Origin of the sequence: Bradyrhizobium sp. BRP22, assembly GCF_020194175.1 — a bacterium.
Classification (GTDB): Bacteria; Pseudomonadota; Alphaproteobacteria; order Rhizobiales; family Xanthobacteraceae; genus Bradyrhizobium.
On the sequence record NZ_JADYVX010000020.1, the window covers coordinates 94,195 to 114,220 of the forward strand.

Below are 20,026 nucleotides of genomic sequence, written 5' to 3' on the forward strand. Positions count from 1 at the left end.
CCGCGCGCTCTCTAACATAGGCGGGAAGGCGCGGCAAAGTGTCGGAATGGGTTAAATTGCTGCATCCCCAGAGGGTTCCGCTTCAATGCGCCGGGGAGGCCCCAGTTGCGAGAAACTTGCATCTGAAGGATTTCCTTCTTATAGTCACATGAAATTGCCCGAGTTCAGGTAGCTAGAGTGCATATGAACGACGAAGTTCCGCATGTGAGCGATGACGCTGGTCAGGTCGCCCGCAGCCCCGGTCATCAGCCGGCGCTGACCGGTTGCCCGTGGCATGACGTCAACGAGATGCTGCAGGCGGCAGGCCTTCGGCCGACCCGTCAGCGCATGGCGCTGGGCTGGCTGCTGTTCGGCAAGGGTGCCCGCCACCTCACCGCAGAAATGCTTTACGAGGAAGCAACGCTCGCCAAGGTTCCGGTGTCGCTCGCTACCGTCTACAACACGTTGAACCAGCTCACCGATGCCGGCCTGCTGCGCCAGGTCAGCGTCGACGGCACCAAGACCTATTTCGACACCAACGTCACCGCGCACCACCATTTCTATCTCGAGAACAACCACGAGCTGGTCGACATTCCCGACCCGCATCTGGTGCTCTCGAAGATGCCGGATATCCCGGACGGCTACGAGATCGCGCGCATCGACATGGTTGTGCGGCTGCGCAAGAAGCGCTGATCCTTGTCGCCCCTGCGAAAGCAGGGGCCCATAACCACAAATCTTCGTTGTTTGAGTTGGGCCTCTTCCCGCAGCGCCCTATCGCAAGATCGCGCGGTATGGGTCCCGGCTCAAGGCCGGGACGACACCGCAAACCTGGCTCGGCTAATCCACCTTCTCGTCGGCGTAGACGCCCCACAGGCGCTGCTGCTCGATCCAGCCGTCGAAGCCGCTGCCGATGACGCGGCACCAGCCATTGGCGCATTTCTTCACCTGCGCGATGACGCCGGCCTGCAGCCGCGCCGCCACAGCACTGGTCGCGTCCGGACGATCGTAGAGCGCGGCCAGATCGTCCTTGTGCTTCATGGTGACGACCGCAGTGCGGCGACCCGACAGCAGCGAATGATAGACCCAGCCTTCGGCGCCTTCGGAATCGCGCACCCGGCGCCAGTTCTCGAACTCGGCGGTGATTTCGACCGGCAGGCCGGAGCGGGTGTAGACCCAGGCGACGTCATTGTCCTTGGTCGGACCGGCGCGGACGTTCACATGATCTGACTTGAGGCTGACGTAGCGGGGTATCGGCAGGCCGCTGGTGGTCGGACTTGCATCCTTGGCCGAATGTCCTGGGGATACCGAGGTGCCGAGCACGCACCCGACCAGCATCGCCAACCAACTCAACCGCCCCAACGCCATCAACTCGTCTCCTGCCGAGAACGCCAACTCAAATTCTGCGAGTTGAACCCTTGAACGTTCAGAACCCCAGACCCCGGTGCCGCGCGTCAATGCCCTGGCCCGTCTTGCCGAGGGGTTCTTGTGTTGGCCCGGTCTTCTGCTAGAGAGGACGGAACGCCTTAGAACGAGAACGCCCGACTTTTCCTTGGAAACCCGAGGCAAGTCATCGGGAACCCAGGGAAACGTGAAGGAAACGCCGGGACCGCGCAGCAACCGCAGTTTCGAACAACCGGGTTAATGAGGCCTGAACGGCGAAGCCTTTGACGGGCCGAAGCCTCATGAGAGCAGGACATGTCGGTTAGGAAGAAGCCTCTCGTCGTCGTCACCCGCAAACTACCGGATTCGATTGAGACCCGGATGCGCGAATTGTTCGACGCAAGGCTCAATCTCGACGACACGCCGATGACATCCGAGCAGATCGCGGAAGCTGTGCGCAACGCGGACGTGCTGGTGCCGACCGTCACCGACCTGATCCGCGAGGACGTTCTCAATCAGGGCGAATCCAGGCTCCGGCTGATCGCCAATTTTGGCAACGGCGTCGACAATATCGACGTCGCGGCGGCGCATGCGCGCGGCATCACCGTGACCAACACGCCGAAGGTGCTGACCGAGGATACTGCCGACATGACCATGGCGCTGATCCTCGCGGTGCCGAGACGGATGATCGAGGGCGCCTCGATCCTGACCGACGGCAAGAACTGGCCGGGCTGGTCACCGACCTGGATGCTCGGCCATCGCATCGGAGGAAAAAGACTCGGCATCATCGGCATGGGCCGCATCGGCCAGGCGGTGGCGCGCCGCGCCCGCGCCTTCGGCCTGCAGATCCATTATCACAACCGCCGCCCGGTGGCGCCGCGCATCGCCGACGAGCTTGGCGCCACCTATTGGGAAAGCCTCGACCAGATGCTGGCGCGGATGGACATCCTCTCGGTGAACTGTCCGCATACGCCTGCAACCTTCCACCTGCTTTCGGCGCGGCGGCTGAAGCTGATCCGCAAGGACGCCTACATCGTCAACACCGCGCGCGGCGAGGTGATCGACGAGGACACGCTGATCAAGCTGATCGAAGCCGGCGAGATCGGCGGCGCCGGCCTCGACGTTTATGAGCATGAGCCCGCGGTCAATCCGAAGCTGGTGCGGCTCGCGAAGGCCGGCAAGGTGACGCTGCTGCCGCATATGGGCTCGGCTACCATCGAGGGCCGCGTCGAGATGGGCGAGAAGGTGATCATCAACATCCGCACCTTCCTCGACAACCACAAGCCGCCGGACCGCGTGCTGCCGAGCATGCTGTAAACGGCGAATGCTTGTAGCCCGAATGGAGCGAAGCGCAATCCGGGCTACGGGATCTTCTTCCGCCGCTCGCGTTTGCGCCACTCCGCGACGAACGCCACGAAGGCGGCGAGGGCCGGCGGCGGTTGGCGTCGGCTCGGGTAGTAGAAGAACGGGCCCGGGAACGGCTCGCACCAATCTTCCAGCAAGCTGACCAGTGCACCAGACTTCAGCGCTTCACTGACGTAGCCATCGAGCGTTGCCCAAATACCTGCGCCGTCGAGCGCAGCGCGCATGGCAAGACCCATATTGGTCGAGATCAGCCTTGCGGGCGGATCGACCTTGACGAGCTGGCCACCCTTTTCAAATTCCCAATCGTGCATGACGCCGCTGCTGTAGCGGGCGCGGAGGCAATCGTGCTCGAGCAGGTCCTTCGGATGGCTCGGCCTGCCGCGGCGCGCGACATAAGCAGGCGATGCCACGAGGACGTAGCTCTGCGGACCGCTGAGCGGAATCGCCACCATGTCCTGCGCGAGATGCTCGCCATAACGCACGCCGGCATCGAAGCCCGCGCTGACGATGTCAACGAAGCCGCTTTCGGAGACGATGTCGAGGTCGACCTGTGGATAGGCCTCCAGGAATGGCCCAACCATCGGCGCCAGCACGAGGTCGACTGCTGGCGGGGGGGCGTTGACGCGCAGGCGGCCCGACGCCACCTCGCGCAGGCCCCGCACCTGGTCAAGGGCATCGCTGACTTCGCGGAGCGCGGGTGCGACGCGCGACAGCAGCAGCTCGCCTGCCTCGGTCAGCGCGACACTGCGGGTAGTGCGGTTCATCAAGCGGACGCCAAGGCGATCCTCCAGATCCTTTAGACGCTGGCTAAGGCTAGACGCCGACACGCGAATTTCCTGCGCCGCGCGCCGAAAATTGCGGGTGCGGGCGATCGCCACGAAAGCGTCGAGGTCGTGCAGGTCGGGATCCGCCATTGTTCGACAGGATGAACAAGCTATTCGGGATTGTCCAGCTTATCGGCGTAATAATAAGCACGCATATCCGCCCTCGTCACGCGGCGCAAACAGCCCGCCCTTTCGAGGAGAGCCAACATGGAACTACGCAAACTCGGTTCGACCGGCCCCAGCATTTCCGCCCTGGGTCTCGGCTGCATGGGCATGTCGGAAGTCTACGGACCGGTCGACCGCGGCGAGAGCATCGCCACGATCCATGCGGCGCTCGATGCCGGAATCACGCTGCTCGACACCGGCGATTTCTACGCCATGGGCCACAATGAAATGCTGATCAGCGAAGCGCTGAAGGAGCGCCCGCGCGACAAGGTGCAGATCAGCGTTAAGTTCGGTGCGCTGCGCGGTCCCGGCGGCGAATTCGCAGGGATCGATTGCCGCCCCGCCGCGATCAAGAATTTTCTTGCCTATTCGCTGCAACGGCTCGGCACCGACTACATCGATATCTACCGACCCGCGCGTCTCGATCCCAACGTTCCGATCGAAGAGACGATCGGCGGCATCGCCGAGATGGTGAAGGCCGGCTACATCAGGCATATCGGCCTGTCCGAAGTCGGCTCCGAAACGATCCGACGGGCGCATGCCGTGCACCCGATCGTCGATCTCCAGATCGAATATTCGCTGATCGCACGCGGCATCGAGCGCGACATCCTCAAGACCTGCCGCGAGCTCGGCATCGGCATCACCGCCTATGGCGTGCTGTCCCGCGGACTGATCAGCGGTCATTGGACGAAGGACAGCGGCAAGGTCGGCAGGGACTACCGGCTGATGACGCCGCGCTTCCAGGGCGCGAACCTCGATGCCAATCTCGCGCTCGTGGAGTCGCTGCGCGCGATCGCCAACCAGATCGGCGCAACACCGGCACAGGTCGCAATCGCCTGGGTGGCGGCGCAGGGCAAGGAGATCGTGCCGCTGGTCGGCGCCCGTACCCGCAACCGTCTCACCGAAGCACTTGGCGCGACCAAGGTGACGCTGACAGAGGCTCATCTTGCGGCGCTGGCAAAAGCCTTCCCGCCGGATGTCGCCTCGGGCACGCGCTATGCCGCCGAGCAGATGGCACATCTGGACAGCGAGAAGCCGGCCACAATGTAACGGCCGCAATCAGGTGCGATGCGCGCTCAGATCGGTGATGACGGGGTTATCACCGTTGAGCGGATTGGCCGGATCGCGCGCGTAGCGCAGCGTCTCGAAGCGCATCGCGCGCGCATCCACCATCAGAAGGCGCCCGACCAGGCCGTCACCGAAACCGACGATCTCGCGGATCGCCTCCAGCGCCATCATCGAGCCCAGGATACCTGCGAGCGCGCCCATCACGCCGGCTTCCGCGCAGGCCGGCACCGTGCCGGGCGGCGGCGGCTCCGGGAACAGGCAGCGATAGGTCGGATTGAATTCGCCGGCGGCGTTCTTCTCATGCGCGCGAATCGTGGTCAGCGAACCATCGAACACGCCGAGCGCTGCGGTGATCAGCGGCTTGCCGACGAGGAAGCAGGCATCCGAGACGAGGTAGCGCGTCGCGAAATTGTCGGAGCCGTCGAGCACGAGATCGTAGCCGCCGATCAGCGCCATCGCATTGTTTGCGTCGAGCCGCACCGCATGCGCCTCGAAATTGACATGCGGATTGAGCGCATGGATCTGCTCGGCGGCGCTGTCCACCTTGCGCTTGCCGATGTCCGGCGTCGTGTGGATGATCTGGCGCTGCAGATTGGACAGCGAGACCGTGTCGTCATCGACGACCCCGAGCGTGCCGACGCCGGCCGCCGCCAGATACATCAGCGACGGCGCACCCAGGCCGCCGGCGCCGATCACTAGCACGGACGCTTCCTTCAGCGCCGCCTGTCCCGGTCCGCCGACTTCGCGCAGCACGATGTGGCGGGCATAGCGTTCAAGTTCGTCGGCACTCAGCATTGTCTCAGCAAATCCTTCCTGCCCGCCGCCATAAGTCCCTCATGGTGAGGAGCCGCGAAGCGGCGTCTCGAACCATGAGGCCCGGACCTCGCCCGTGGCCATCCTTCGAGACGGCCGCTTCGCGGCCTCCTCAGGATGAGGGCCTTCCATGTGCGCCTTACGCAGTGAACCCTCACGCGGTTGTTGCCGACCAAGCAGATGTGCATAATCGGCGCACTGCGCAATAACCCTCCCGGACTTGTCATGAGATCGATGCTCTCGGCAACATTGATGGTCGTGACAATGGGCGCCGCGCAGGCGCAGACGACCCTGCCCTCCACGGCGGGCGCCAAGCCGAAAACGGTTGCGACCGTGCCGGTCCGCCCCGCACTGCAGAAGCCGGAGGAGACGGCAAACGGGATGGCGCAGGCCGAGCGGCTGGCGCTGCAGTCCGATCTTGCCTGGGTCGGCCAGTATAATGGCGTGATCACGGGTGATGTCAGCGAGCGCATGGTCAACGCGATCAAGGAATTCCAGAAATCGCGCGGCGGCAAGCCGACCGGCGTGCTCAACCCGCAGGAGCGCGGCGTGCTGGCCGACACCGCGCGGCGGAAGCAGGAAAACGTCGGCTGGCGCATCGTCACCGAGCCGGGCACCGGGGCGCGGCTCGGCATTCCCTCAAAGCTGGTTCCGCAACTCGCAAGCGGCGTCGACGGCGCCAAATGGACGTCACCGACCGGGACAGTCCAGGTGGTGCTGGCGCGGCGCAAGGAGGCGAACCCGACCACCGCAAAGCTTGCCGACCGCGAGAAGAAGGAGCCGGGACGGACCGTCGAGTATACCGTGGTCAAGCCGGACTTCTTCGTGCTCTCGGGCCTGCAGGGGCTGAAGAAATTCTACATCCGCGGCACGTTCAAGGGCGACGAAGTCCGCATCCTCACCATCCTCTACGACCAGGCGACCGAAAACACCGTCGAGCCGGTGGTGATCGCGATGTCGAGCGCGTTCAACGCGTTCCCGTCAGGTCCGCAGGTTGCGGGTCCGCCGCCGCGCAAGACGGTGGAATATGGCACTGGCGTTGTCGTGAGCGACGACGGCGCGATCGTGACCGACCGTCTGGCCACTGACGAATGCATCTCGATCACGATTCCCGGCCACGGCAATGCCGACCGGATCGCCCAAGACAAGGAACACGATCTCGCGCTCCTCCATATCTACGGCGCACGCGGATTAAAGCCGCTCGACATTGGCGCCACTGGCGCGAAGACAGCGCTAGACATTACCGGCATCGCCGACCCGCAGAACCAGGGCGGCGGCAATGCGGTGAGCAGCGCCAAGGCAACAGCCATGCCTGTGGGCAGCGATGTCACGCTGACACCGCCGCCCGCGATCGGCTTCTCCGGCGCCGCGGCGCTCGACGCCGACGGCAAGTTCGCGGGACTTGCCTTGCTGAAGCCTGTGATCGTGGCCGGGCCAGCGAATGCAATGCCCGCATCGCAGGCGATGCTGGCCCCAGCCGAGACCGTGCGCGCTTTCCTCAAGGCGCATGGTGTGACTGCAAACGGCACATCGTCCGACGCAACGTCCGCCGTCGTCCGCGTGATCTGCGTACGGAAGTAGGTCGCCGCCATTATCCGCGAAAGCGGATGATCCCGTATTCGAGAGATCTGCGAAAGAGCCGAAACGTCAGCGCGTACTGGATACCCGCTTCCGCGGGTATGACAGCTTTTGATGCGGCATGACGACGTAGTCACGCCAATCTGAACCTCACGCCCGCACGCGCGAGACCGCCGGCGATTCCGATCGGCGTGCCGTCGGCGCGCCAGCAGGCGGCGCCCAGCATGCGGCCGTCCTCATCAAACTGGATCGCGTTCATGCCGCCGGCGACGGAAGACACCGGCGCGACCGTGTGGCCCAGGCTCGCGAGTTTCTTGCGCACGCTCTCGGGAACGGCGAGCTCGACTTCCAGCGCATTGCCTTCGGTCCACACCCGTGGCGCTTCGACTGCTTCCTGCAGACTCATGCCGTGGTCGATCAGGTTGATCAGCGCCTGCATGGCGCTGGGGAAGATGCGCTTTCCTCCGGGCAGGCCGAGCGCATATTTCAACTTGCCGTCGCGCAGCGCCATCATCGGCGACATCGAGGTGGTGACACGCTTGCCTGCGGCCAGCGACAACGCGTGGCCGGGACGCGGATCGAACAGATGCATGTAATTGTTCGCGATGGCCCCCAAGCCGGGGATCAGGATCTTCGCCCCGAACAGGTTGTTGATGGTCTGCGTGGTCGCGACCACATTGCCGAACGCATCCGCCGCCGTCAGATGCGTGGTGTGCGCGCCTTCGAGCTGCGTGACGCCCGCGCTCCACGCCTGCGCCCGGTTGGGATCGATGGCGCGGCGGCGCTCCTCGGCGTAGGCTTTCGATGTCAGCCGCTCGACGGGCACGTTGACATAGGCGGGATCGCCGGTCGCAGCCGCACGATCGGCGAACGCGATCTTCAGCACCTCGGCGAGATAGTGAATGGTCTCGGCGGTGCCGAAACCAAGCGCCGCGATGTCGTATCCTTCGAGGATGTTCAGCATCTCCGCGATATGCACGCCAGATGCCGCCGGCGGCGGTGGTCCCAGAATGGTCCAGCCGCGATAATCGGCGCGGATCGGCTGGCGCTCGACGGTCTTGTAGGCTGCAAGATCGGCGCGGCGAATGTATCCGCCGTTCTTCTCCATGTAGTCGACGAGGATTTCGCCGAGCGATCCCTGATACAGCGCGGCCTCGCCGTGTTCGGCGATATACCGCAGGGTCTCGGCATATTCGGCCTGCACCACGCGCTCGCCGATCTTGAGCGGCTCGCCGTTCGGAAGGTAGATCGCCGAAATCGGCTTGTCCTTGCGCATATCAGCAGCGCTCTCGCGGATGCATTCGTGCAAGTAAGGCGTCACGGCATAGCCGCGGGCGGCATGCTTGATTGCGGGCTGCATGACGTCGGCAAGGCTCATGGTGCCGAACCGCCGCAGCGTCTCGCACCAGGCCATCAGCGAGCCCGGCACCGCGACCGCCCTCGGCCCCACGCAGTTCTCATTGCCGACGGTGTCGAACACGTCATGCGCCGCGCCCGGCTTCGACCTATAGGTGTCGGGACGGACCGCGAGCGGCACCGTGCTCTGGCCGTCGATGAAGCGATGCGTGCCGTCGGCGAGGCGGATATGAGCCATGCCGCCGCCGATGATGCCGACCATCATCGGCTCGACCACCGTCAGCGTGAACAAGGTCGCGATCGCCGCATCGATGGCATTGCCGCCGGCGGCGAGCATCTCGGCACCCGCGCTCGAGGCCAGCGGATGATTGCTGACCACCATGCCGCGGCTGGAGATAGCGGACTGCTTCTCGCATTCGAAACCCGTCGCCGCGCGATCGCGCCAATTGCCGCTCATGATGTCGCTCCCCTTGTTATTGGTTATCGGTTATTTCTGGCATTTCGGGCACCAGAAGGTCGAACGGCCGTTCTGGGTGAAGCGCTTCACGGTGCCGCCGCAACCCGGCGTCGGGCACTTCTCGCCTTCGCGGTCATAGACCTGGAACGAATGCTGGAAATAGCCGAGTTCGCCATTGGTCTGGCGATGGTCGCGCAGCGATGAGCCGCCGGCCTTGATCGCCTGGCTCAGCACATCATGGATCGCAGGGACCAATCGTTTCGCGTGCTCCGTCGGCTCCCCCCCGGCAACGCCCTTGCGTTGTCCGGTCTTCGTGGCAAGCGTCGCCGCCAGCCGGCGCGGCGACAGGCGCGCGCGAAACAGCGCCTCGCAGACATAGATGTTGCCAAGCCCTGCGACCACGCGCTGATCGAGCAGCGCGGCCTTCAGGCTGGTCTTCTTGTTGGCGCAGGAGCGCGCCAGCATCGCCGCGTCAAACTCATTGCCGAGCGGCTCGGGACCGAGGCCCTTCAAAAGCGGCTCGTCCTCGATCGCATTGCGCGCGATCACTTTCATGTAGCCGAAGCGGCGCGGGTCGTTGAAGACGATCGCAGCACCCGAGGACATGTGGAAGATCACATGATCGTGCGCGCGGTCCTGATTCCGCTCATAGTGGAAATGGCCCGGCGCGATCTTGCCGTCGTCCCTGAGCACGCGGAACGAGCCGGACATGCCCAGATGCATCAGGAGCACGTCGCCCGAGGTCAGGTCCGCCATCAGATATTTCGCACGGCGGCCGAGGCCCTCGACGGTCTGCCCTTCCAGCCGTGCGACAAAATCTTTCTGAAAGGGAAACCGCAGGTCCTTGCGGCGGGCCTCCGCTTTCAGGATTTTCGCGCCCTCCATGGACGGCTGCAGGCCGCGACGGACGGTCTCGACTTCGGGGAGTTCGGGCATGGAAACGTCATTCACATGGAGGGCGATCGGCAAAAGTGTAAGCGGTTTTGCGCCCCTTCGCGCTCCAAATTAACAATTTGCGAACAATCCGCCAGACCGCGGCCGGTTTGGCGGATTGTGCGCGGAGGTGCTGACGTGATAGCGCCATTGTAGCGGGCGCGCTATGGTCCGCTCCTTAAGGTAATGCGTTGATGGATCGGCGGGACCAAACCACCCATTTCGGCTTCAGGGACGTGCCCCTGGGCGAGAAACAGACGCTGGTGAACGAGGTGTTCCACAGCGTGGCGTCGCGTTATGACTTGATGAACGATCTGATGTCGATCGGCCTGCACCGGGTCTGGAAGGACATCATGATCAGCCAGCTCAATCCGCCGAGGAGCGAGGCGCCGTTCGCGCTGCTCGATGTGGCGGGGGGCACCGGCGATGTCGCGTTCCGCGCGGCGAAAGCGGGCGGCGCAGGTTTCCGCGCCACCGTCTGCGACATCAATGCCGACATGCTCGAGGTCGGCCGCAACCGCGCCCGCGCGCAGCACCTCGACGACCGGGTCTGCTTCGTCGCCGGCAATGCCGAGGCCTTGGGCTTTCCGGACCGTTCGTTCGACGCCTACACGATCGCGTTCGGCATCCGCAACGTGCCGCAGATCGATGTCGCGCTGCGCGAGGCCTATCGGGTGCTGCGGCCCGGCAGCCGATTCCTCTGTCTGGAATTTTCCACCGTCGACGTGCCCGGCCTCGACCGGCTCTATGACCTGTTCTCGTTCAAGGTGATCCCGCCGCTCGGCCGAGCCGTAACCGGCGATGCCGAGTCCTATCAATATCTCGTCGAATCGATACGCAAGTTTCCACGGCCCAGCGCCTTTGCCGAGATGATCACTGCCGCCGGCTTTGCGCGCGTGAAATGGGACATCCTCTCCGGCGGCATTGTGGCGCTGCATTCGGGCTGGCGTTTGTGATCTCTGCAACAAACCACATCGTGCGCCTCGCCCGCGCCGCCTACGTCTTCGCGCGTGAGGGCGTGTTCGGCGTCGTCGATCCGGCGTTGGTGCCGCCGCCGGCGCAAATCCTGGTGAAGCTCGCCCGTCTGGTCGAGCGGCGCGGCGCCAAATCCGGACCGCGGCTATCGCGCGCACTGACGCGGCTGGGGCCGGCCTATCTCAAGCTCGGCCAGTTCCTCGCCACAAGACCCGATGTGGTCGGCGTGGTGCTGGCGCGCGACCTGGAGAGCTTGCAGGACCGCCTGCCGCCGTTCCCGCAAGCCGAAGCCGAAGCCGTGATCGCGCAATCGCTGGAACGCCCGCTGGCGCAGACTTTCGTGAGTCTCGGGCCCGCGGTCGCCGCCGCCTCGATCGCGCAGGTGCATCGCGGCGAGATCGAGCACCGCGGCGTGCGTAAGCAGGTGGCCGTGAAGGTGCTGCGGCCGAACGTCGCCTCCCGCTTCCGCCGCGATCTCTCCGATTTCTTCTTCGTCGCGCACAAGGCGGAAGCACATTCGGCGGAAGCGCGGCGATTGCGCCTGGTCGAGGTCATCAACACCATGTCGCGCTCGGTCGCGATGGAGATGGACCTTCGGCTGGAGGCCGCCGCCCTCTCCGAGATGGCGGAGAACACCAACGACGATCCGGATTTCCGCGTGCCGGCGGTGGACTGGGACCGCACCACCCACAACGTGCTGACGATGGAATGGATCGACGGCATCCCGCTGAACGACCGTATCAGGCTGGAGCAGGCCCAGGTCGACCTGCCCGATCTCGGCCGCAAGGTGATCCAGAGCTTCCTGCGCCACGCCTTGCGCGACGGCTTCTTCCATGCCGACATGCATCCCGGCAATCTGTTCCTCGACGATACCGGGCGGCTGGTGGCGGTCGATTTCGGCATCATGGGCCGGCTCGGGCAGAAGGAGCGGCGCTTCCTGGCCGAAATCCTGCTCGGCTTCATCACCCGCGACTATCGCCGCGTTGCCGAGGTGCATTTCGAGGCCGGCTATGTGCCGGGGCATCATTCTGTGGAGAATTTCGCGCAGGCGATCCGCGCCATCGGCGAGCCGATCCACAACCGCACCGCCGAGGAAATCTCGATGGCGCGGCTGCTGACGCTGCTGCTCGAGGTCACCGGCCTGTTCGACATGCAGACGCGGCCCGAATTGATCCTGCTGCAGAAGACCATGGTGGTGGTCGAAGGCGTGGCGCGCGGCTTCGATCCCAAGCTCGATATCTGGAAAATTGCCGATCCCGTGGTGCGCGAATGGATTGAGCGCAATCTCGGGCCGGTCGGGCGCATCCAGGGCGCGATGACGGGCGCCGGCGAACTCGCCCGGGTGCTGGTGCATCTGCCCGACATCGCCTCGCGCGCGGTCGCGGTGCTCGGCAATCTCGAGAGGATGAGCCGCGAGGGCGTTACGTTGTCCCCCGAGACGATCGCGGCGATGGGACAGACCGAAGGTCGCAAGAACCGCTGGCGGACGGTTGCGCTCTGGATCATTGCAGCAACCTTCATCGGAATCTTGATCGCCGTCCGGAATCTGTGATTGCAATGATAGCGCATGATGCTAGCATTGCTGTCAAACTGATGGTGCGGCCATGGCCAATCTGACGATTCGCAAGCTCGATGACGCCGTCCGAGACGAACTGCGCCTGCGGGCCGCCCGCAGCGGCCGCTCAGTCGAGGACGAGGTCCGGGTCATCCTGGGCGAAGCGGTGACAAGGTTGCCCTCCGAGGTCCCGGCAACGGTGTCTGCACAGCGTCCGCATGGGCTTCCAGCATCGGCCAGCGGCCTAGCCCGTCTGACCCTGATCATCGGCGGCGGCATCGCCGCCTACAAGGCACTGGATTTGATCCGGCGGCTCAAGGAACGCCGTATTGAAGTCCGCTGCGTGCTGACCAAGGCGGCGCAGCAATTCGTCACCCCGCTGGCGGCCAGCGCCCTGTCGCACGAGCGCGTCTATACCGACCTGTTCGATGCCGAGAGCGAATTCGATGCCGGCCACATCCGCCTCGCGCGCGAATGCGACCTGATCGTGGTGGCGCCGGCGACCGCGGACTTGATTGCGAAAATGGCGCATGGCCATGCCGACGACCTCGCCTCCGCGATCCTGCTCGCCGCTAATCGTCCGATCCTGCTGGCGCCCGCAATGAATCCGCTGATGTGGAACAACGCCGCCACCCGCCGCAACGTGCTGCAGCTCCGTCGCGACGGCATCCTGACAGTGGGCCCGAATGCCGGCGAGATGGCGGAAGCGGGCGAAGCCGGCGTCGGGCGGATGGCCGAGCCGACGGAGATCGCCGCCGCCGCCGAGCATATCCTGCGCCCGCCGCAGCCGCGCCCGCTTGCCGGCAAGCGGGTGCTGATCACCGCAGGCCCGACGCATGAGGCGATCGATCCGGTGCGCTATATCGCCAATCGCTCCTCGGGCAAGCAGGGCTTTGCCATCGCGACCGCCGCGCGCAGTGCCGGCGCCGAAGTTGTTTTGGTCTCGGGGCCCGTCGATCTCGCGGAGCCAGCCGGCGTGTCCGTGATCTCTGTGGAATCCGCGCGCGACATGCTGCACCGCGTGGAAGCGGCGCTGCCCGTCGATGTCGCGATCTTCGCGGCCGCGGTCGCCGACTGGCGGGTCGCCAATGAAGGCGAGCAGAAGCTGAAGAAGACCGCCGCCGGCGTGCCGTCGCTGCAACTGGTCGAGAACCCCGACATCCTCGCCACGATCTCAAAGCTGAAAGACAAGCGTCCGCCGTTGGTGATCGGCTTTGCCGCTGAAACTGAGCATCTGATCGAGAACGCCAAGGCCAAGATCGTCCGCAAGGGCTGCGACTGGATCGTGGCCAACGACGTTTCACCCACCACCGGCGTGATGGGCGGCGACCGCAACACCGTTCATCTGCTGACGCGCGAGGGCGAGGGCGAGGATATCAGCGTCGATTCCTGGCCGGTCATGACCAAGGAACAGGTCGCGACCGAGCTGGTGGCGCGGATCGCGGGAGCCGTGGAGACGAAATCGTGAGTGGGACAATCAAGGTCGATGTCCGGCAATTGCCGCATGGCGAAGGCCTTCCGCTGCCAGCCTATCAGACAGCCGATGCCGCCGGGCTTGATCTGCTGGCCGCCGTTCCCGAAGAAGCGCCGCTGGTGCTCGCATCAGGCACATACGCGATGGTTCCGACCGCGCTGACGATCGCGCTGCCGCCGGGCTATGAGGCGCAGGTGCGGCCCCGTTCCGGGCTCGCCGCCAAACACGGCGTCACCGTGTTGAATTCGCCGGGCACGATCGATGCCGACTATCGCGGCGAGATCAACGTGCTCCTGATCAATCACGGCCAAGCACCGTTTTCGATCCGACGCGGCGAGCGCATCGCGCAGATTGTGATCGCGCCGGTCGTGCAGGCAGAGCTGGTTCCGGTGACCGCCCTGTCGAGCACCGAACGAGGCGGCGGCGGCTTTGGTTCAACGGGAAGATAGCTCAGATTCGTCGCCGGGGCGGAGCCAACCGGTCGCGCGAACGGGCGCCCGATGACAAGGCTCCGTACAACCCGGGACATCTGCATCCACATTTGCCGGTGGACCCGGGTTACGCCGGCGCTTCACCCAGGCTACACTGACGTAACTGATAAGCCATTCGAATACGGATAAAATTTGCGCAAGCGCTCGAATTGAGGTCCGCATTTTTCACAGCGTATCCTGCGTTCACGATCTGGACTCTTACTCGCTGAGTCAGCTTGAGGATATGCTTTCACGATTCGTGAGCACGGCGGGGGTCTAACGCCGGGCTGAAGTCGTGCGTTCTGGGGCAAATTATGTCGGGCGTGGTCGCCGCAATGCGTCGAACCCTGCTGTCGTGCACCTCACTGGCGCGCGACGGCCTGATCGGGCTCGCCGCCACGCTTGCGCTACCCGCCGGATCAGCGCGCGCCGCCGACTGGCTGCTCGAGCCGGTAATCTCGGCGTGGTTCGACCTCGATCACCAGGAATTCGTCCTTTTCACCGCCGCGGTGGCCTTGCTCGGCTTTTCCGTGGTCGCCGCGATCCTCTTGATGCGCACGCGCGCACGCGCCAGCCGCAGCGAGGGACGTCTGCGCGCCGAGATCGCCGATCTGCAGGCCCAATCCGATCGCCTGCGCGCGCTACTGTTCGCCGAGCCGCAGGTCCTGATTTCCTGGGCGGCTGGCGACAACCGTCCCGAGATCAGCGGCGACATCGCATTGCTCACCTCCCAGGAGGCGACGCAGAACTCGCCGCAGCGCGTGCTGGCGTTCGGAACCTGGCTGCCGCCGGAACCGGCGCTGCAGATGGACCATGCCGTCGACGCGCTGCGCGAGGCCGGCCAGGGCTTCCTGCTCAACCTCACCACCTCCAACGGCCGCGCCATCGAGGCGATGGGCCGCGCCATCGGCGGCCAGGCGATCGTGCGGATGCGCGAGCTTGGCGGCTTGCGCCGCGAACTGGCTGAAGCCAATCTGCGCTACAAGATGCTGCAGGAGGAGACCGAGCTGCTGCGCGATTTCGCCGCCGCCGCGCCATGGCCAATCTGGGCCAAGAATGCGCAGGACGACCTGCGCTACGCCAACACGGCCTATCTGCGCGCGACCGAGGGCGCGAGCATCGCGGATGCGATCAAGCGCAATCTCGAACTCCTGGAGAACGACCAGCGGATCGAGATGGCCAAGGCGCTGCACGAATATTCGACCTATGCCGCGCGACTGCCGATCGTGGTCGGCGGCGAGCGGCGGATCTACGACGTCCAGGCGCTGAAGCTTGCCGGCGGCAGCGCCGGCATTGCCATCGACGCCAGCGAAGTCGCCGCGCTTCGCGCCGCGCTCACCCGGATGGCGGAAGCGCATCGCCGCACCCTCGACCAGCTCTCTTCCGGCGTGGCCGTGTTCGGCGCCGACCGGCGGCTTGCCTTTTACAACGAATCCTACCGCCGCCTCTGGGACCTCGATCAGGCGTTCCTCGATAGCAATCCGGACGATACCAGCATCCTCGACCGGCTGCGCGCCGCCCGCAAACTGCCGGAGCAGCCGGATTTCCGCGCCTGGAAGGCCAAGCTGCACGAAGCCTATCGCGCCGTCGACCCGGAGAGCTACACTTGGTTCCTGCCCGACGGCCGCGCAGTCAGTGTCGTCACCACGCCGAACCTCGAAGGCGGCGTCACCTATCTTTTCGACAATGTCACCGAAAGCCTCGACCTGGCGCGTCGCTTCGACGGCCTGATCCGGGTCCAGCACGAAACCCTCGACAACCTGAACGAGGCTGTGGCGGTGTTCGGCAGCAACGGCCGGGTGCAATTGTTCAACCCGGCGTTCGCGACGATGTGGAAGCTGCCGGCGGATGCGCTGCGCGAGCAGCCGCATATCGAGACCGTGGAAGCGCTGTGCAAGCCACTGTTCGACGATCCGATCGTCTGGCGGGCGCTGCGCGAGGCGATCACTGCGATCGAGAACCGGGCCCAGGTTGCGCTGAAGCTCGAGCGCAAGGACGGCAGCGTGCTCCATTGCATGACCATGCCGCTGCCCGACGGCGCGACCATGCTGACGTTCCAGGACATCACCGACACCGAAAATGTCGAACGCGCGCTGCGCGAGCGCAACGAGGCGCTCGAAGCCGCCGACCAGATGAAGGTCGATTTCGTCCATCACGTGTCCTACGAATTGCGCGCGCCGCTCACCACCATCATCGGCTTCGCGCATTTCCTCTCCGATCCCGCCACTGGGCCGCTCAATGCGAAGCAGGCCGAATATCTCGACTACGTCACCAAATCGACCAATGCGCTGCTCGCGCTCACCAACAACATCCTCGATCTCGCCACCATCGATGCCGGCGCGATGACGCTCGAGCTCGGCTCCGTCGATATCGGCAAGACGATCGAGGCCGCCGCCGAAGGCATCCAGGACCGGCTCGCGACCGACCGCATCACGCTCAAGGTCGACATCGAGCCCAATATCGGCGAATTCATCGGCGATGAACGACGCGTGGTGCAGGTGCTCTATAACCTGCTCGCCAATGCCGTCGGATTCTCCCCGCATGACGGCACGGTCACGATCTCTGCGCGACGCGCCGAGCATAGCGTCGTGTTCGCGGTGACCGACACCGGCCCCGGCATCGCGCCTGAAGTCAAGGACAAGGTGTTCAACTGGTTCGAGAGCCATTCCCATGGCTCGCGGCACCGCGGCGCCGGCCTCGGCCTGTCGCTGGTGCGCTCCTTCGTCGAGCTGCATGGCGGCAAGGTGCGCGTCGATTCGACTGTTGGCAAAGGCACGACCGTGACCTGCGTGTTTCCGGTCGACCAGAACGCGCATCGCAACGCCGCCGAATGATTGTCACCAGCACATTCTCGGTCGCACTCGCCAATGAGACCGCGACCGCGCATCTGATGGCCGATCTCGCGCTCTTGATCGGCCCGGGCGAAGTCATCGCGCTCTCCGGCGACCTCGGCGCCGGCAAGACCGCCGCGGCCCGCGCGCTGATCCGCTATCTCGCCGCTGACGATACGCTGGAAGTGCCAAGCCCGACATTTACGCTGGCGCAAAGCTACGAGCTGCCGGCGTTCCCGCTTGTTCACGCCGATCTCTATCGCATCAATGACGCGAGCGAGCTCGACGAGATCGGGCTGTCGCCTTTGCCCGACGCCACGGTGGCGCTCATCGAATGGCCGGAGCGGGCGCCGGATGCCCTGCCGCCAGACCGCATCGACATTGCACTGAGCCATCGGCCGGCACTGGGATCGACCGCGCGCGCCGCCGAGATCACCGGCCACGGCAAGGCGGCCGCCGTCGTCACGCGGCTGAAGGCGCTGCGCCAATTCCTCGACAATGCCGGCTATATCGACGCGCGGCGCGAGCGCATGCCCGGCGACGCCTCGACCCGCTCCTATGCCCGGTTGTTCGACGACAATGGCAGCGTCATCCTGATGAACTCGCCGCGCCGTCCCGACGGGCCGGCGATCTATGACGGCAAGTCCTACAGCGCGGCAGTTCATCTCGCCGAAGACGTCAAGCCGTTCGTCGCCATCGATAACGGCCTGCGCGAGCATGGCTTCTCCGCACCTGCGATCCGCCACGCCGACCTTGATCTGGGCTTCCTGATCACCGAGGATTTCGGCAAGGACAGCGTCGTCGAAGGCGATCCGCCGGCACCGATCACGGCGCGCTACGAAGCGGCGACCGACATGCTGGCGGCGCTGCATCGGGAGAAGCTGCCGGACACGCTGCCGCTGACGCCGCAGCTCACCTACGAGATCCCCGTCTTCGACATCGACGCTTGGCTGGTCGAAATCGGGCTGATGATCGAATGGTACTTGCCGGACCGCAGCGTCACGCTTGCCCCCGAGCTGCGCGACGAGTTTTTCGCGATGTGGCGAACGGTGCTGGAGAAGCCGGCCGCCGCGCCGCGAACCTGGGTGATGCGTGACTTCCACTCGCCAAACCTGATCTGGCTTGGCGAGCGCACGGGAATCCTGCGGGTCGGCGTGATCGACTTCCAGGACGCCGTGCTGGGCCCTGCCACCTACGATTTGGTGTCGCTGTTGCAGGATGCGCGGATCGACGTGCCCGAATCGCTCGAGCTCACGCTGCTCTCCCGCTACATCAAGGCGCGGCGGGCCACCGAAGAGCATTTCGACGCGGCCGGCTTCGCGGAGCTCTACGCGATCATGTCGGCCCAGCGTAACACCCGTCTGCTGGGGACCTTTGCGCGGCTCAACGGGCGGGACGGCAAGCCGCATTATCTCAGGCACCAGCCGCGGATCTGGACCTATCTTACTCGTTCACTGGCTCACCCCGCTCTGGCCGGTCTCCGCGAATGGTACGCTGCCCACGTCCCGCCGCCGGGCGCCTGATTTACCCCCTGTTAGCCCGAGCTGCCCTAGTGTGACACACGCTCCGGGTGCAGGGCGGCTTGATCAGGGCTTTGAGTTTGGCGATGAAGACAGAACGGCGCCGCGGCGAGCGTGTCACCTTCGAACGCGGCATTCCCGCGCATATGATGGGGATCGACGGCACGTGGCGGCGCGATTGCACCATGGAAGACGTTTCCGAGACCGGCGCCAAGCTGACGGTCGAGGGCTCGGTGGAGGGCCTGCACCTGAAGGAATTCTTCCTGCTGTTGTCATCGACCGGGCTCGCCTATCGCCGCTGCGAATTGTCCTGGGTCAATGGCGACCAGATCGGGGTCAATTTCCTCAAGCAGGGGGAGAAGAAGAAGAAGGCGGGCAAACGCGGCTCGCAAACGACCGACGCCTGAAGATTGTTGTTTTTGACGCGTTTTCTTCCCCGTCGCACGGCCGTCATGTCCGGCGACTATCGCGTCGACCCCATGCGCGCCCCGAATCCGCGTGATAGGGTGACGCATAACATGATTTGAACGGTTCGAGAGCCCGGAAGAATGCCCGTCACCCCCCGTAAAGCCATGGTCCTCGCTGCCGGTCTCGGCCTGCGGATGCGGCCTTTGACCGACCATATGCCGAAGCCGCTGGTGAGCGTGGCGGGCCAGCCGTTGCTCGATCATGTCCTGGACAAGCTTGCCGCTGCCGACGTCAGCGAGGCCGTGGTCAACGTGCACTATCTGCCCGACCAGATCATCGAGCACGTCAAGACGCGGAAGCAGCCGCGGGTGATCATCTCGGACGAGCGCGACAAGGTGCTGGGCACCGGCGGCGCCGTGGTGAAGGCATTGCCGCTGCTCGGGCCCGAGCCGTTCTTCCATGTCAACGCCGACACCATGTGGATCGACGGCGTGCGGCCGAATCTGGCGCGACTCGCGGAAACCTTCGATCCCGCCAGAATGGACATCCTGTTGCTGATGGCGCCGACCGCGAGCAGCATCGGCTATAGCGGCCGCGGCGACTATTCCATGCTGCCGGACGGCGCGCTGCGCAAGCGGCGGGAACAGCAGGTGGTGCCGTTCGTCTATGCTGGCGCCGCGATCATGTCGCCGTCGATCTTTTCCGACGCCCCTGCGAGCGAGTTCTCGCTGACCAGGCTGTTCGACCGCGCCAATGAGCAGGAGCGGCTGTTCGGGCTCAGGCTCGACGGTGTCTGGATGCATGTTGGAACCCCCGACGCCGTGCAAGCCGCCGAAGAAGCGTTTTTGGAAAGCGTGGCCTGATCTGCTAGAGCC

The 20,026-nt window shown here is 64.9% G+C and carries 17 protein-coding genes; 12 read left to right on the forward strand and 5 right to left on the reverse strand.

Annotation, left to right across the window (positions count from 1 at the left end; translation table 11 throughout):
• Nucleotides 1-183: 183 nt before the first annotated feature.
• A complete protein-coding gene (gene irrA, locus I6F35_RS23590; RefSeq protein WP_275945489.1) occupies nucleotides 184-672 on the forward strand; it encodes an iron response transcriptional regulator IrrA in 489 nt (162 codons plus the stop codon).
• A 144-nt stretch (nucleotides 673-816) separates the two neighbouring features.
• On the opposite strand, the gene I6F35_RS23595 is transcribed toward irrA, so the two are convergent.
• Entirely contained in the window at nucleotides 817-1,344 is a 528-nt protein-coding gene (locus I6F35_RS23595; protein ID WP_225120047.1) for an SH3 domain-containing protein, read from the reverse strand.
• 330 nt (nucleotides 1,345-1,674) lie between these two features.
• Between I6F35_RS23595 and I6F35_RS23600 the strand changes: the two genes are divergently transcribed.
• The gene (locus I6F35_RS23600) at nucleotides 1,675-2,676 is read left to right on the forward strand and encodes a D-glycerate dehydrogenase (RefSeq protein ID WP_225120048.1); all 1,002 of its coding nucleotides are present in this window, start codon (nucleotides 1,675-1,677) and stop codon (nucleotides 2,674-2,676) included.
• A 44-nt stretch (nucleotides 2,677-2,720) separates the two neighbouring features.
• On the opposite strand, the gene I6F35_RS23605 is transcribed toward I6F35_RS23600, so the two are convergent.
• Complete coding sequence (locus tag I6F35_RS23605) at nucleotides 2,721-3,638, reverse strand: LysR family transcriptional regulator (RefSeq protein WP_225120049.1); 918 nt, start codon at nucleotides 3,636-3,638, stop codon at nucleotides 2,721-2,723.
• Between the two features lie 117 nt (nucleotides 3,639-3,755).
• Here I6F35_RS23605 and I6F35_RS23610 point away from each other — a divergent pair, with 117 nt between their 5' ends.
• A complete protein-coding gene (locus I6F35_RS23610) occupies nucleotides 3,756-4,763 on the forward strand; it encodes an aldo/keto reductase (protein ID WP_225120050.1) in 1,008 nt (335 codons plus the stop codon).
• Nucleotides 4,764-4,772: 9 nt separating this feature from the next.
• Here I6F35_RS23610 and moeB read toward each other — a convergent pair whose 3' ends face one another.
• Complete coding sequence (gene moeB / locus I6F35_RS23615) at nucleotides 4,773-5,576, reverse strand: molybdopterin-synthase adenylyltransferase MoeB (RefSeq protein WP_225120051.1); 804 nt, start codon at nucleotides 5,574-5,576, stop codon at nucleotides 4,773-4,775.
• A gap of 243 nt (nucleotides 5,577-5,819) precedes the next feature.
• Between moeB and I6F35_RS23620 the strand changes: the two genes are divergently transcribed.
• Entirely contained in the window at nucleotides 5,820-7,175 is a 1,356-nt protein-coding gene (locus I6F35_RS23620) for a serine protease (protein ID WP_225120052.1), read from the forward strand.
• Between the two features lie 130 nt (nucleotides 7,176-7,305).
• On the opposite strand, the gene ggt is transcribed toward I6F35_RS23620, so the two are convergent.
• On the reverse strand, nucleotides 7,306-8,985 hold the full coding sequence (gene ggt, locus I6F35_RS23625) for a gamma-glutamyltransferase (protein WP_225120053.1): 1,680 nt from the start codon (nucleotides 8,983-8,985) through the stop codon (nucleotides 7,306-7,308).
• A 30-nt stretch (nucleotides 8,986-9,015) separates the two neighbouring features.
• Entirely contained in the window at nucleotides 9,016-9,921 is a 906-nt protein-coding gene (mutM, locus tag I6F35_RS23630) for a bifunctional DNA-formamidopyrimidine glycosylase/DNA-(apurinic or apyrimidinic site) lyase (RefSeq protein ID WP_225120054.1), read from the reverse strand.
• Between the two features lie 191 nt (nucleotides 9,922-10,112).
• Between mutM and ubiE the strand changes: the two genes are divergently transcribed.
• The 8 genes from ubiE to I6F35_RS23670 all read left to right on the forward strand — a co-directional run bounded on the left by ubiE (nucleotide 10,113) and on the right by I6F35_RS23670 (nucleotide 20,014).
• Nucleotides 10,113-10,874, forward strand: coding sequence for a bifunctional demethylmenaquinone methyltransferase/2-methoxy-6-polyprenyl-1,4-benzoquinol methylase UbiE (gene ubiE / locus I6F35_RS23635; RefSeq protein ID WP_225120055.1), 762 nt, complete (start codon nucleotides 10,113-10,115; stop codon nucleotides 10,872-10,874).
• Complete coding sequence (gene ubiB / locus I6F35_RS23640; RefSeq protein ID WP_225120056.1) at nucleotides 10,871-12,445, forward strand: 2-polyprenylphenol 6-hydroxylase; 1,575 nt, start codon at nucleotides 10,871-10,873, stop codon at nucleotides 12,443-12,445. Before ubiE ends, ubiB begins: the two co-directional genes overlap by 4 nt.
• Before the next feature lie 52 nt (nucleotides 12,446-12,497).
• Nucleotides 12,498-13,916, forward strand: a complete 1,419-nt coding sequence (gene coaBC, locus I6F35_RS23645) for a bifunctional phosphopantothenoylcysteine decarboxylase/phosphopantothenate--cysteine ligase CoaBC (protein ID WP_225120057.1) — start codon at nucleotides 12,498-12,500, stop codon at nucleotides 13,914-13,916.
• The gene (gene dut, locus I6F35_RS23650) at nucleotides 13,913-14,371 is read left to right on the forward strand and encodes a dUTP diphosphatase (RefSeq protein ID WP_225120058.1); all 459 of its coding nucleotides are present in this window, start codon (nucleotides 13,913-13,915) and stop codon (nucleotides 14,369-14,371) included. Before coaBC ends, dut begins: the two co-directional genes overlap by 4 nt.
• 335 nt (nucleotides 14,372-14,706) lie before the next feature.
• Nucleotides 14,707-17,226 carry a PAS domain-containing sensor histidine kinase gene (locus tag I6F35_RS23655; RefSeq protein WP_225120059.1) on the forward strand — a complete coding sequence of 840 codons (2,520 nt, stop codon included), beginning with the start codon at nucleotides 14,707-14,709 and terminating at the stop codon, nucleotides 17,224-17,226.
• Nucleotides 17,223-18,746 carry a tRNA (adenosine(37)-N6)-threonylcarbamoyltransferase complex ATPase subunit type 1 TsaE gene (gene tsaE / locus I6F35_RS23660; RefSeq protein ID WP_225120060.1) on the forward strand — a complete coding sequence of 508 codons (1,524 nt, stop codon included), beginning with the start codon at nucleotides 17,223-17,225 and terminating at the stop codon, nucleotides 18,744-18,746. The genes I6F35_RS23655 and tsaE overlap by 4 nt, the downstream gene beginning before the upstream one ends.
• 77 nt (nucleotides 18,747-18,823) lie before the next feature.
• Entirely contained in the window at nucleotides 18,824-19,150 is a 327-nt protein-coding gene (locus I6F35_RS23665; RefSeq protein WP_225120061.1) for a PilZ domain-containing protein, read from the forward strand.
• Nucleotides 19,151-19,291: 141 nt separating this feature from the next.
• Complete coding sequence (locus tag I6F35_RS23670) at nucleotides 19,292-20,014, forward strand: nucleotidyltransferase family protein (protein ID WP_225120062.1); 723 nt, start codon at nucleotides 19,292-19,294, stop codon at nucleotides 20,012-20,014.
• The last annotated feature ends 12 nt before the right edge of the window (nucleotides 20,015-20,026 follow it).